At 66.9% G+C, this 12,375-nt stretch carries 11 protein-coding genes and 1 pseudogene; 5 read left to right on the plus strand and 7 right to left on the minus strand.

Going from position 1 to position 12,375, the window contains the following annotated elements; translation table 11 throughout:
• Positions 1–35: 35 nt before the first annotated feature.
• Positions 36–1,097, minus strand: a complete 1,062-nt coding sequence (locus ACSQ3S_RS11055; RefSeq protein WP_176653641.1) for an OmpA family protein — start codon at positions 1,095–1,097, stop codon at positions 36–38.
• A 344-nt stretch (positions 1,098–1,441) separates the two neighbouring features.
• Between ACSQ3S_RS11055 and ACSQ3S_RS11060 the strand changes: the two genes are divergently transcribed.
• The 3 genes from ACSQ3S_RS11060 to ACSQ3S_RS11070 all read left to right on the plus strand — a co-directional run bounded on the left by ACSQ3S_RS11060 (position 1,442) and on the right by ACSQ3S_RS11070 (position 4,506).
• Complete coding sequence (locus tag ACSQ3S_RS11060; protein ID WP_413448110.1) at positions 1,442–2,074, plus strand: winged helix-turn-helix domain-containing protein; 633 nt, start codon at positions 1,442–1,444, stop codon at positions 2,072–2,074.
• Positions 2,075–2,202: 128 nt separating this feature from the next.
• The gene (locus tag ACSQ3S_RS11065; RefSeq protein WP_413448111.1) at positions 2,203–3,066 is read left to right on the plus strand and encodes a zinc-dependent peptidase; all 864 of its coding nucleotides are present in this window, start codon (positions 2,203–2,205) and stop codon (positions 3,064–3,066) included.
• Positions 3,067–3,183: 117 nt separating this feature from the next.
• On the plus strand, positions 3,184–4,506 hold the full coding sequence (locus ACSQ3S_RS11070) for an ATP-binding protein (RefSeq protein ID WP_413448112.1): 1,323 nt from the start codon (positions 3,184–3,186) through the stop codon (positions 4,504–4,506).
• Here ACSQ3S_RS11070 and ACSQ3S_RS11075 read toward each other — a convergent pair.
• From ACSQ3S_RS11075 to ACSQ3S_RS11100, 6 genes are read right to left on the minus strand one after another with little or no spacing between them, the layout of a single operon-like run.
• The gene (locus tag ACSQ3S_RS11075) at positions 4,496–5,020 is read right to left on the minus strand and encodes a response regulator (RefSeq protein WP_176653644.1); all 525 of its coding nucleotides are present in this window, start codon (positions 5,018–5,020) and stop codon (positions 4,496–4,498) included. The genes ACSQ3S_RS11070 and ACSQ3S_RS11075 overlap by 11 nt on opposite strands.
• The gene (locus tag ACSQ3S_RS11080) at positions 5,017–6,354 is read right to left on the minus strand and encodes an HD domain-containing phosphohydrolase (protein ID WP_436142385.1); all 1,338 of its coding nucleotides are present in this window, start codon (positions 6,352–6,354) and stop codon (positions 5,017–5,019) included. Before ACSQ3S_RS11080 ends, ACSQ3S_RS11075 begins: the two co-directional genes overlap by 4 nt.
• The gene (locus tag ACSQ3S_RS11085) at positions 6,351–7,832 is read right to left on the minus strand and encodes an ATP-binding protein (protein ID WP_436142386.1); all 1,482 of its coding nucleotides are present in this window, start codon (positions 7,830–7,832) and stop codon (positions 6,351–6,353) included. Before ACSQ3S_RS11085 ends, ACSQ3S_RS11080 begins: the two co-directional genes overlap by 4 nt.
• Positions 7,829–8,668, minus strand: coding sequence for an HDOD domain-containing protein (locus ACSQ3S_RS11090; RefSeq protein WP_436142387.1), 840 nt, complete (start codon positions 8,666–8,668; stop codon positions 7,829–7,831). Before ACSQ3S_RS11090 ends, ACSQ3S_RS11085 begins: the two co-directional genes overlap by 4 nt.
• A complete protein-coding gene (locus tag ACSQ3S_RS11095; protein ID WP_436142388.1) occupies positions 8,665–9,000 on the minus strand; it encodes a hypothetical protein in 336 nt (111 codons plus the stop codon). Before ACSQ3S_RS11095 ends, ACSQ3S_RS11090 begins: the two co-directional genes overlap by 4 nt.
• Entirely contained in the window at positions 8,997–11,138 is a 2,142-nt protein-coding gene (locus tag ACSQ3S_RS11100) for an EAL domain-containing protein (RefSeq protein ID WP_436142389.1), read from the minus strand. Before ACSQ3S_RS11100 ends, ACSQ3S_RS11095 begins: the two co-directional genes overlap by 4 nt.
• Positions 11,139–11,533: 395 nt before the next feature.
• Between ACSQ3S_RS11100 and ACSQ3S_RS11105 the strand changes: the two are divergent.
• Positions 11,534–11,881 (plus strand): annotated as a pseudogene (locus ACSQ3S_RS11105) (glycine zipper domain-containing protein); the annotation flags it as partial.
• A 131-nt stretch (positions 11,882–12,012) separates the two neighbouring features.
• Positions 12,013–12,375: a hypothetical protein gene (locus ACSQ3S_RS11110; RefSeq protein WP_353404750.1), complete on the plus strand. Its 363-nt coding sequence runs from the start codon at positions 12,013–12,015 to the stop codon at positions 12,373–12,375.

The following is a 12,375-nucleotide window of genomic DNA, read 5'->3' on the forward strand; positions in this document are numbered from 1 at the left end:
CCCGCCAGGTTAGTGGCGGGGCTGGTGCGCAAAGCTTATTGCACGCGGCGTTCGATGGTGATCTGCTCAACCTCGACGCGACGGTTAGGTTCCAGGCACTTGATCAGGTCCGCACGTTTCATTTTCTTATCGTTGCACTGAACGATAGGATTGGCTTCGCCCTTGCCCACCGCGTTCAGGCGGTTGGCTGCAATGCCTTTGCCGACCAGGTAGTCCTTGACCGCGTTGGCGCGGCGTTCGGACAGTTTCTGGTTGTACTTGTCGCTGCCCAGACGGTCGGCGTAGCCGGTGATGACCACGTTGTCGATGCTGCTGTTGGTGCTCAGCACGTTGGCGATGTCGTCCAGCTTGGGCTGGTTCGGATTCAGCTTGGCGCTGTCAAAGCCGAACAGCTCGGTGGCCGACATCGTCACTTTTTCAAAGCGTGCCGGTGGTGGCGGCGGCGGCGGCGGGGTCACGGGCGCCGGTGGCGGCGGCTCGACCGCTGGCGGTGGTGCCGGTGGCGGAGGTGGCGCCGCGTGCGGCGGCGCGTTGAACGCGATGTTCAGGCCGACGGTTGCATAGTAGTTATTGCTCTTGCTGTTAGGGAAGTCGTTGCCACGGATGAAGCCGTGCACGTTGCGGATGTCGGCCTGGAAGGCGACGCGCTCGTTGATGTCGGCCTGGAAGCCGAAGCCGGCGCTCAGGTACGGCGAGGTCTTGGTGTGTTCAATGCCATTGACCACGGCGTAATTGATCAGGTTGGCCTTGTCGCGCTCGGCGCCGATACCGACCAGGATGAATGGACGGAAGGTTTTACGCGAGAACATGTACAGACCGTCGACGCCCAGCGTGTTCTGCTGGTAGCGCTGGCCGTTTTCACGGGAACGGGCATAGGTCGTGCCGGCCTGGACGTCCCAGAATTCATTGATGGCCTTGCCGAATTTGAGGCCGGCGCCGTAGCCGCGCTTGTCCACGCCGAAGTCCGAGTCGGGCTTCATGGCGTTGATGCTGGGCTGGATATACCACGATGGGTTGATGACCGCATCCTGAGCCAGGGCGGAGAACGACGCGCAGAGGGCTGCGGCGGCGATGGCGATGTTCTTAGATTTATTCACAGGTTAGCTCCCGATTGTTGATAGGTGTTTCGTTGCCAGCAATGTTGTAGCACCGCTGTTGGACCGAAGAGTAGGGGAGATCGTGCCCGCGCACTGTACGTTAGCGCACCAAAGCTTGTGCTGTATCAAATTTGTCACACTCGTTGAAACTTGGTGAAACTTACTTCCCCGCCACTTGTCTCACCTTTAATGCAAAGTTCTGCCACTAATGTTCGTTGCCGCACAGACTGGTGCGCTGCGAAAAGGCATTCTTGAGCCCAGATGCAGAGACTGTAGCGACTTCAACCGCGCCACGTCATCCGCTGCCACTAATCTCGGCAATTGTTGTTATAAGGAGTGTTCAAATGCATGCAGTTAGACAACCTCAACATCTGGTTCAGAACGAGATGAAAGCCTCGTCGGACATGCAGGCCACCACCGCCAAGCTGATGCTGGTGGAGCGCCCGGCGCCTGCGCCTCTGGACCGGAAGCCTGCGCTGTCGATGGCTTCTATCGAGCGCGTACGCTCGACCTCGGCCACTCTGCGCCGCATCGAAAACATGCAAAAACTGATAGGCGAATTGCAGCTGCATGAAATGCTGGCTGACGAAATCGCCTGGTTCCTCAAGTTTTCCCCGTCCGGCGCCCGCAAATACATCCGCGACCTGCGCGAAGCCGGCGTGATCGAGCTGGCCCGCTACGTCGAAGGCACCGCCACCTACCTGGGCAAGGCGGTCTACCAGCTGACCCCCGACCCGGACCGCGTGCGCGCCTTCCTGGCCGCCATCGTCCAGCCCAAGCGCGAAGGCGCGCCGCCGCGCAAGGAGCGTCCGGGCCTGCGCGAACAGGCGATGGCCGGCAGCGGCCGCCACTTCCACATCCTGGCCGACGACACCCACTATGCGATCCGCGTCAACCGCGGCCCGGTGATGCGCGATCCGCTGGTGGCCGCGCTGTTCGGCTCGGCACCATCGCAGCAGAAGGAAGAGCAGGCCTGAGCGTTTCCGCCAGTGCGACAGTCGCAGTAGTATGATAAACAGCCGGCCATGCCCGGCTGTTTGCATATTGAAATGTTCATAAGGCACCCCACCTAGCCTGCACTGGACATCATACGGACTCGCCGCACATGGAAGCTTTGATCTGGATCGGCCTGACGGCGCTGGGTATCGCGCTGCCTTTCTACTACCCACGCTGGCGCCTGCGGCGCATCCTGGCCCGGCCCCTGCCGGCCGAGGCGCAGGCGGTGCTGTCGCGCAGCATTCCCGCCTATCGCCGCATGGCGCCCGAGCTGCAGCAGCAGCTGCAGCGGCTGGTCGTGCAATTCCTGCATCAAAAGAAGTTCGTCGGCTGCGAAGGGCTGGAGGTGACCGATGAAATGGCCGTCACCATCGCCGGCCAGGCCTGCCTGCTGCTGCTGAACCGGCCCAGCAAGGTGTATCCGGCGCTGCACACCATCCTGGTCTACCCGGGCGCCTTCGTGGCGCCGCGCGCCGAGGTCGGGCCGGGCGGCGTGATCACGCCGGCGCACCAGAGCATGCTGGGCGAATCCTGGGACGACGGCCGCGTGGTGCTGTCCTGGGAAGATGTGTCGCACGGCCCCGGCCGCGGCCACAACATCGTGCTGCACGAATTCGCCCATCAGCTCGACAGCGAATCGGGCCGCGCCAACGGCGCCCCCTACCTCGGCAATCCGGGCAGCTATCGCGAGTGGGCGGAGGTACTGTCGCGCGATTTCAACAACCTGCGGCACAACGCCATGTACCGCCAGCACAGCGTGATGGACCACTACGGCGCCACCAATCCGGCCGAATTCTTCGCCGTCGCCACCGAGACTTTCTTTGAAAAGCCCTATCAGATGGCCGCGCACCACGCCGAGCTGTTTGCCGAATTCAAAAAATACTACCGCGTCGACCCGCGCGACTGGATGGAGGCGCCGCCGCCCGAGCCGCTGCCGGCCGCCGTCGACTACGCCTTCGGCGCGCCCTGGTGACGACGGTGGCGCGCGCTTGCACTGGCGGCCCCGGAATTCAGGCATAATCGGTAAAGTCGCGAACGCAGCCTCCGCGCTGCGCGCATCCGCGGTGTGCGCCGCAGCGAGGCTATCGATATGCAATTTGAAGAATTCGAATTCTTTTCGTCGGATACGCCGGGCGCGTCCGCGCCACCGCCCGCCGAGGCGGCTTCACCGCTGGTGCGCCTGCAGTATTTGATCGACAATACCCCGGCCATCATCTATTGCACCGTGCCCAGCGGCGACTTCAAGATGACCTTTGTCAGCAACAACGCCTTCCACGTGCTCGGCTACCGGCCCGAGCAGATGACCGCCGATCCGAACTTCTGGTTCGACCATATCCACCCGGATGACGCGCCCAGCATTTTCTCCAGCCTGGCGCTGGTGTTCACCGAGGGCCAGCGCGCCTACGAATACCGCTTCCGCAGCCACGACGGCAGCTACCTGTGGATGCACGACACGCTGCGGCTGATACGCGACGAGCACGGCGCGCCGCTGGAGGTGATCGGCTCGCTGACCGACATCACCGCGCGCAAGCACATGGAGGAGGCGCTGCAGGCCAAGGGCATCGAGCAGCAGCAGCTGATCGGCGAACTGCGCAGCGCGCATGAACAGCTGCTGCAGTCGGAGAAGATGGCCTCGATCGGCCAGCTGGCGGCCGGCATCGCGCACGAGATCAACAATCCGGTCGGCTTCGTCAACTCCAACATGGGTTCGCTGAAGAACTATGTCGTCACCTTGCTGGACGTGATCGACCAGTACGACAAGGCCGCCGCCGGCCAGCCGGCGCTGGCCGCGCAGCTGGCGGCGCTGCGCAAGAAGGCCGACCTGGAATTCCTGCGCGAGGACGTCACCGACCTGGTGCGCGAATCGATGGACGGCCTGAAGCGGGTCAAGGACATCGTCCAGGCGCTGAAGGATTTTTCCCACGTCGGCGAAACCGAGTGGCAGGTGGCCGACCTGCACCACGGCCTGGACAGCACGCTCAACATCGTCAGCAACGAGATCAAGTACAAGGCGCGGGTCGACAAGCAGTACGGCGTGTTGCCGCCGGTGACCTGCCTGGCGTCGCAGCTGAACCAGGTGTTCATGAACCTGCTGGTCAACGCCGCCCATGCGCTGCGCGAGCAGGGCGTCATCACCATCCGTACCGGCACCGCCGCCGGCGAGGGCGGCGAATGGGTCTGGGTCGAGGTCGGCGACAACGGCTGCGGCATCGCGCCGGAAAACCTGAACCGCATCTTCGAGCCTTTCTTCACCACCAAGCCGGTCGGCAGCGGCACCGGACTCGGGCTATCGCTGTCCTACGGCATCGTCAACCGCCACGGCGGCCGCATCGAAGTGGCCTCGGTGGTCGGGCAGGGCACGCGCTTCACCGTGCACCTGCCGGTGCAGCCGCCTTCGGCCGTCAAAGGATGATGGCGCCGTCGGCGTCGCGCCGCACGTCCAGGATGCCCGGCTCCTCGGCCTCCAGCCGCTGCGCCTCCAGCTCCTGCGGCGTCGGCGCGGCCAGCAGCGCGGCCCGGTGCGCCAGCGCCAGCCGCACCGTCTGCGCCAGTTCCTCGCTCTCCCACGGCTTGGGCACGAAGCGGAACACCTCGGCCTGATTGATGGCCGTCAGCGCGGTGTCGAACGCGGTGGAGGCGGTCAGCATGATGCGCACCGTCGAGGGCGCCACTTCCTTGAGCGTGCGCAGCAGGTCGCCGCCGCTCATTTCCGGCATCGTGAAATCCGAGATCACCAGGTCGAACTCGCAGACGCAGATGCGGTTGAGCGCGTCGAACGGGTTGCCGAAGGCCTCGACCTGCAGCGCGTCGGCGCCGAAGTGCTGGCGCAGCTCGCGCTGCAGCGCGCTCAGCACATTGGGGTCGTCGTCCACCAGCAAGATCTTGCCGACTCCCGCGCTGTTAGCTGTGTTCGTGCCCGTATTCATCCCGCCGCCTCCCTGGCGTTGCGCACCCAGATCGACAGGCGGCCGCCGCTTTTGGTCTCAAAGTCCTGCACCTGCTGGATCATGCGCGCGTCCAGCACGTGGTCGGTCGACAGCAGCATCAGGCCGTCGCGGCTGACCAGGTCGCGCGCCAGCACCATGCCCGGCGTCAGCTCGCCCGACAGCACCTCGACCCCGCCCAGGTTCTCGCCGGCGTCGCCGTCCATCACCTGGCGGAACGCGGCCACCACGTGCGGATCGTAGCGCTTGCCGCCGGCGTCGAGTATCAGCGACTTGGCCTCTTCCGGCCGCAGGTGGCGCTGCACCATCGCGCCCTGCTGCAGGTTGTAGTAATCGGCCGCCAGCGCCAGGATGCGCGCGCCCAGCGGGATCGCCAGCCCGGCCAGGCCGTCCGGAAAACCGTTGCCGTCGAAGCGCTCGAGCTGGGCGCGCAGGATGGCGGCGCTGCCGCGCAATTCCTCCAGCGGCATCAGCAGCTCCGCCGCGCGCGCCGGATGCTTGCGGAACAGGCCCAGCGCCTCGCCGTGCAGCATGGTCAGCGGCGTCTGCAGCATGTCGTCCTTGAAGCCGATCTTGCCGATGTCGTGCAGCAGCGCGGCGACGAACAAATCCTGGCCCTCGCGCGCGTCGAGCTGCAGCTGCACGCCGATGCGGCGCGCCAGGTCGGCCACCAGGCGCGCGTGGCCGGGCTGGTTGTGGGCGCGCAGCTCGATCATGGTCGAGAAGATCTTGATGGTGGTGATGAAGTTTTTCTTGAGCTTGGCGTTGGCGACGATGGTGGCCTCGGCCTCGACCTTGAGCTGGCGCGTGCGCGCCTCGACCTTGGCTTCCAGGCTCTGGTTGAGCGCCTTCAGCTCCTCGTTCTGGCGCAGCGCCAGCGCTTCCAGCCGCTGCTTGTCGAGCTCGAGCTGGCGCCGCTCCAGCGCGTGGCGCACCAGCAGCAGGATGTCGTTGTCGTCCCACGGCTTGGTGATGTAGCGGTAGATCTCGCCGCAGTTGATGGCGTCCTGGATCGACTGGATGTCCGAATAGCCGGTCAGCAGCAGGCGCAGCGTGTCGGGCCAGCGCTCGCGCACCTGGGCCAGGAAGCGCGCGCCGTCCATCACCGGCATGCGCATGTCGGAGATGACCAGGTCGACCTGCTCCTTCTCCAACACTTCCAGCCCCAGTGCGCCGCTCTCGGCCGTCAGCACGCGGTAGCCGTGGGCGCGGAACAGGCGCCGCAGCGCCGACAGGATGTTCGGTTCGTCGTCCACGCACAGCAGCGTGGCGCCGCTGTTGATCTCGGGCATGGCTTGCAGCGCCGGCTGGTTCATGTCTGCGCCTCCTGGTGGGCCTCGGCGGGCGGGTTGTCGCTATGGCAAACCGGCAGCAGCACGCGGAAGCGTGTGCCCTGGCCGGGGGTGGTGTCGACCTCGATGCGGCCGCTGTGCTTTTGCACGATACCATAAGCCAGCGACAGCCCCAAGCCCGTGCCCTTGCCGACCGCCTTGGTGGTGAAGAAGGGGTCGAAGATGCGCGACAGCGTTTCCGGCGCGATGCCGCTGCCGTTGTCGGCGATGTCGATCCAGACCATGGCGTCGCCCTCGCGCCCGGTGCTGACGGTGATGCGGCCGCGTTCGGGGCCGATGGCGTGGGCGGCGTTGACGATCAGGTTCATCACCACCTGGTTGATCTGCAGCGGCAGGCACTCGATGTCGGGCAGGTCGCCGTATTGCTTGACCACGTCGGCCTTGTACTTGACTTCGTTGCTGACGATGTTGAGCGTCGAGTCGATGCCGCGGTGCAGGTCGGTCCACACCCATTCCTGGTTGGCGTCCACCCGCGAGAAATCCTTCAGGTCTTGGACGATGTGGCGCACCCGCACGATGCCCTCGCGCGATTCGGCCATCAGCGCCGGGATGTCGCCGCGCAGGAAGTCGAGGTCGATTTCGTCGCGCAGCGCGCGCAACCGCCCGGCGCTGTCGGCCGGCAGCCCGGGCTCGGCCTCGCGATAGGCGTCAAGCATGGCGAACAGCTGTTCCAGGTAGGTGTTGAGCGTGCTGAAGTTGGAAAAGATGTAGCCGATCGGATTGTTGATTTCATGCGCCACGCCGGCCGCCAGCTGGCCGATCGAGGCCAGCTTGTCGGCCTGCACCAGTTGCTGCTGGGCGCGCTGCAGCTGGTCGTTGAGCTCGGTCAGCTCGAGGTTGCGGCGGCGCAGCTCGGCGTCGGCCGCGTGGCGGCGCTGGATGTCCTCCTGCAGCTGGGCGTTCACTTCGGCCAGCTGGGCGGTGCGCTTGGCGACCACGTGCTCGAGGTTGTCGTGCGCCTTGCGCAGCGCGTTCTCGGCCACGCGCCGCTCGGTGACGTCGCGCAGCGTCTCGATGGCGCCGACGATGCGGCCGTCGCCGTCGCGCAGCGGCGCCGCGGTGAACTGCAGCCAGTGGCCGCTGGCGCCGATGTTGGGGAAGAAGTCCTCGGCCTCCCAGGCGCCGGGGATCAGCGTCGAGCGCCGGCACTTGCCCGCATAGTGGTGCTCGAGCTCGTCGAGGCGGCCGGCCACCAGCAGGTCGGCCAGCAGCGGGCGCTGGCGCGGGTAGAAGGCCTGCCAGTGGTTGCCGGTGCCTATCATGTCGACCTTGCTCCAGCCCAGCAGCTGCTCGCAGGCCTTGTTCCAGTGGGTGATCACGTGGCGCGTGTCGATGGCGAAGGTGGGCACCGGGTGGCCGTCGAAAAATTCCGACAGCGCGATCGCGTGGTAGGGAGCGTCGTCGGCTGCTGCGCCGGCGCCGGTCAGGTGGGTCAGGCTCATGGCGTCAACACCTGGCACATGTCGTGGAAGGTCAGCTCGGTCCGCTCGAACACGGCGTACCAGTCGGCCTGGTTCAGCGTCAGCGAGCGCCACAGCTCCAGCGGCAGCGGCGGCACCTGGTCGTCCTCCTGCTCCGACAGGTCGAGCGCATGGGCCAGCACGTTGGCCAGGAAGATCACGGTGGCCGGCGTCGCCGCCGCGCCGGCGGCATCGGCCTGGTGATGCCCGGCCACGGCGCGCTGTATCGCCAGCGGGAATTTCCAGTGCGCGGCCAGCGCGCTGCCGACGGCCGTGTGGTCGATGCCGAACACCGCCTGCTCGGCCTCGGCCGCCTGGCAGTCGTGCTGCTGGCGGTGCGCGCCGACCTGGCGGTATTCGTCGGGATAGCCGGTGGCCAGCACCAGCGTGCCGAGGTCGTGCAGCAGGCCGGCGGTGAAGGCGGTATCCGGGTTGAGCTTGAAGTAGGGCGCCAGCACGCGGGCGCAGACGGCGGTGCCGATCGAATGGCGCCAGAACGCCTCGAGATCGAAGCCGGCGTCCTTGCCGGGCGCGAAGCTGGCCGTCACCGAGCACGCCGTCACCAGCGTGCGGATGCTGTGGAAGCCCAGCACCGAGATGGCCTGGTGGATGGTGGTGACCTTGGCCGGCATGCCGTAGAACGAGGAATTGGCCAGCCGCAGCGTCTTGGCCGCCAGGCCCTGGTCGAGCGTGATCTTGGAGGCCAGCGCGTGGGTGTCGATGTCTTCCTGCTCGACGCTGGCCATCAGCTCGACCACCACCGCCGGCAGTGACGGCAGGTCGCGCACGCGCTTGATGACGTCGTCCACGCCGGTCATGGCTGCTCCCGGCTGCGGTAGTCGGCCAGCAGCTGCATCAGTTCTGGCCGGGCATCGTCGCCGCCGTGGCGGAACAGCTGGCCCAGGCGCTGCAACTGGCGCTCCAGGTCGCGCTCCCGCGCGGCCGCGTCGGCCGGCGACTCCGCCGCGGCCTCGGCCCATACCACGCAGCGCTCGATGCCGCGCCGGCGCAGCGACGCCAGCGTGGCCTCGGTCAATGCGGCGTCGCGCGGCAGCAGCACGCCGCCATGGGCGTCGAGCAGCGCCGCCGCCAGCGTCATGCCGGCGGCGGCCTGGTCCAATCCGATTTCGTGGGCGGTAGTGGCGTTCATAAGATCTCCTCGTGACGGCTGAGTGTAATCAGGCTGCCGCGCGACGCCGACTGCTCGCCCATCGGATACATGACCACGGCGTAGCGCTGACCGTCGATGCGGGCGACGTGGCGGCGATCGCGGGCGCCGGCCTGGCTGGGGGCGCCGGCTTGGCCGAGGTCCGGCGGCGGAAACAGTTCCGGCAACACGCTGGCCGCCTCGTTGCCCAGCAGCGCGCCGCTGTGGCGGAACAACTGCTCGGCGGCGCCGTTGACAAAGGCGATCATGCCGGCGTCGTCGAGACCGATCACCGGCAGCGGCAGGTGCTGCAGCAGTTCGCGCGCGATGTTCAGGCTGATCTCGTCGCGGCTGATCTGGCGCTGCTTTTCGTGCAGCAGCTGTTCCATGCGGCGGTTGGCGGCGGCCAACTCCTGGTTGGCGCTGCGCACCTCGAGGTGCAGCCGCTCGTTGTCGTCGGCGATCTCCTTGAGACGAAAGGCGTCGGCGATATGGCCGCGCAGCAGCTCGTCCTCCCAGGGCTTGGTCAGGAACTTGTAGATCGCGCCCTCGTTGACGGCGTCCGTCACCGACTGCAGCTCGGTGTAGCCGGACAGCATGATGCGTATCGTGTCCGGGTACAGCTGCTTGGCCTTGCGCAGGAAGTCGGCGCCCAGCATGCCGGGCATGCGCTGGTCTGAGACGATGACGTCGACCGCGTGCTCGGCCAGCACGTCCAGGCCCTGCTGGCCGTCGTTGGCGCTGTAGATTTCATAGTGGTCGGGGCGCAGCAGGCGCTTGAGCGCGGCGACGATATTGGCTTCGTCGTCGACCAGCAGCAGGCGGCGCCGGCGTTGCTGCTGGCGCAGCAGGTGCGGCGCCAGCGCATGGCCGGCCGCCAGCAGCGTGCTCACTTCCGCGGCGCTTTGCGGCGGCGCGAACAGATAGCCCTGGATCTGGTCGCACATATTGCGGCGCAGGAATTCGCACTGGCTTTCCGTTTCCACGCCCTCGGCCACGGCGCGCATGCCCAGGTGGTGGGCCATGGCGATCACGGTCTGGCACATGGCCGCATCGCTGGTGTCGGTGACGACGTGGCGGATGAAGCTGGCGTCGATCTTCAGCGCGTCGAACGGGAAGCGTTTCAGGTTGCTGAGCGAGGAATGGCCGGTGCCGAAATCGTCCAGCGTCAGGCTCAGGCCGCGCGTCTTGAAGGCGGCCAGCGCGGCGTCGCAGCCGGCGCCGGCCTCGGTCAGCGCGCTTTCGGTGATCTCCAGCGTCAGCGAGGCCGGCGTCAGGCCGTATTCGTCGAGCATGGCGCCGACGGCGGCGCCATAGTGGGGGTCGCGGAAATCGGCCGGGGCCACGTTGATCGCCACCTTCAGCTCGCTCCGGCCGGCGTCGCGCCAGGCGCGCAGGTCGCGGCAGGCGCGCCGCAGCACCCACAGCCCGATCTCCGCCGTCAGGCCGGCGTCGTCGGCCATCGGCAGGAAGCGGTGCGCCGTCAGCAGGCCCTGCTCGGGATGCTGCCAGCGCACCAGCGCCTCCAGGCTGGCCACGGCGCCGCTCTGCAGGTCGACCAGCGGCTGGTACAGCAGCAGCAGCTCGTCGCGCGCCAGCGCCAGCCGCAGCGCGGCGTCGGCGTGGATGCGGTCGAGCAGGCGCCGGTTCATCTCGGCCGACAGGAACTGGTAGGTGCCGCCGCCGCGCGCCATGGCCAGCTGGTGCGCGTGGCCGGCGCAGCGCCGCAGCGCCTCGGCGTCGGCGCAGTCCTGCGGATACAGGGCGACGCCGATGCTGGCCTTGGCGCGCCGCTCGCCGCCGTCGAACGGCAGCGCCAGCGCTGCCAGCAGGTCTTCGCAGCGCAGGCTGACGTCGGCCAGCCGCTCGACGTCGTCGAGGATGACGAAAAATTGCGCCGGTTCCAGCTGGGCCAGCGTATCGTGCGCGCGCATGTGGGCCTGCAGCCGCTCGGCCACGGCGTTGGTCCAGGCGCGATCGTCGTCGGCCGGCGGACCGTCTTGCTCGATGCCGATGCACAACAGCGCGACGGCGTTGCCATGGTGCTCGGCGCGGCGCAACGCCTGCTCGAGGCGGGGCAGGAATAGCGCCGCGCCGGCATCGTGCCGTGCCACCTCGTTCGCTTGCTCTGCTGTCTCCATCTGCGTTCCTATCGTTATGGAAGCTGGCTGTATGCGAAATCCCGATGCGAATCATTATATATGGCGCAGGCGGCCGCACTGAACACGAAGATTAAAATTGTCCGCCCGCAAGGTGCGTAAGCGTACGGAATCGGCCGCCGCCGCGCGGCACACTGGAGCCCACGCCATAGCTGGCACCAAAGGAGTATCCGATGACTACGATTATTGCAGGCCATTTGCAGTTGCAGGACCAGATCGCCGATGCGCGCATCGCCTTGCTTGCCGCCGGTTTCGCGGCCGAGCGCATCAGCTCTTTCTACGTCAATCCGCCGGGACAGCACGATATGTACGAGCTGGGCGGCGACCATGACAAGTCGCCGGGCGCCAAGGAAAGCGACGAGGGCGTGGTGCAGGGCGGCGCCACCGGCGCGGTGGCCGGCGCCGTGATCGGCAGCGCGACCATTCCCGTCACCGGTCCGCTGGGGCCGGTGGTCGGCGCGCTGGTCGGCGCCCATGTCGGTTCGCTGTACAGCTTTGCGAAAATGAAGGAAGCCGGCGAAGCGGAGGCGGGCGGCGAGAACCTGGTGCCGCCGCGCAAATCGGGCATGATGATCGCGGTGGCGGTGGCCGATGCCGCCCAGCAGCAGGCGGCGCTGGACGTGCTGCGCCGTCTCGGTGCGGTCGGTATCGAACGCGCCGACGGCGACATCGTCGGCGGCGACTGGCGCGACTTCGATCCGAATTCGCTGCCGGTGCCGGCCTGAGCCCGTCGTCCTTGCCGTTGTTGCATATTCGAGACTATGCCTGTTGCCGAAGTAATTTTCGGTATGATAGTTGCTACAATCAAAAAAACAGCACCCGTCGGACTAACGCGTTTGGATAGGGGGATGCGGCAATGGCACAGGCGTGGGTAGTGCTTACTCGTCCGGACGGCCGCGATGTGACGGCGCCTTCTGAAGCCCAGATGGCGGCCGCGCTGGCCGAGGTCTACAGCGGCAAGACGGCCGCCCCCGATGGCGCTCCCGGCAGCGCGGTGCTGCGCTTTGGCTACGACGACGGCTTGATGTATGAAGTCGAGGTGTCGAGCGGCGGCGACATCCGCTTTGCCGAATGGTCGGACCGCGATTGCGAGATCGCGCTGGCCAGCCCGCGCACCATGACCTCGCTGGCCCAGGCCGACGCGCTGCAGCTGTGGCGGCTGCTGGCGCAGCGCCAGGTGGCCAAGATCCGCAGCCAGCCGTGGACCAGCGGCGATTGA

It is taken from the genome of Duganella sp. LjRoot269, from assembly GCF_964254095.1.
Classification (GTDB): Bacteria; Pseudomonadota; Gammaproteobacteria; order Burkholderiales; family Burkholderiaceae_D; genus Rugamonas; species Rugamonas hordei.

Bases quoted from the DNA above. Each gene is read 5' to 3' on its own strand.
- ACSQ3S_RS11060 (WP_413448110.1), top strand. From the start codon at position 1,442: ATGCATGCAGTTAGACAACCTCAACATCTGGTTCAGAACGAGATGAAA.
- ACSQ3S_RS11065 (WP_413448111.1), top strand. From the start codon at position 2,203: ATGGAAGCTTTGATCTGGATCGGCCTGACGGCGCTGGGTATCGCGCTG.
- ACSQ3S_RS11070 (WP_413448112.1), top strand. From the start codon at position 3,184: ATGCAATTTGAAGAATTCGAATTCTTTTCGTCGGATACGCCGGGCGCG.
- ACSQ3S_RS11075 (WP_176653644.1), bottom strand. From the start codon at position 5,020: ATGAATACGGGCACGAACACAGCTAACAGCGCGGGAGTCGGCAAGATC.
- ACSQ3S_RS11080 (WP_436142385.1), bottom strand. From the start codon at position 6,354: ATGAACCAGCCGGCGCTGCAAGCCATGCCCGAGATCAACAGCGGCGCC.
- ACSQ3S_RS11085 (WP_436142386.1), bottom strand. From the start codon at position 7,832: ATGAGCCTGACCCACCTGACCGGCGCCGGCGCAGCAGCCGACGACGCT.
- ACSQ3S_RS11090 (WP_436142387.1), bottom strand. From the start codon at position 8,668: ATGACCGGCGTGGACGACGTCATCAAGCGCGTGCGCGACCTGCCGTCA.
- ACSQ3S_RS11095 (WP_436142388.1), bottom strand. From the start codon at position 9,000: ATGAACGCCACTACCGCCCACGAAATCGGATTGGACCAGGCCGCCGCC.
- ACSQ3S_RS11100 (WP_436142389.1), bottom strand. From the start codon at position 11,138: ATGGAGACAGCAGAGCAAGCGAACGAGGTGGCACGGCACGATGCCGGC.
- ACSQ3S_RS11110 (WP_353404750.1), top strand. From the start codon at position 12,013: ATGGCACAGGCGTGGGTAGTGCTTACTCGTCCGGACGGCCGCGATGTG.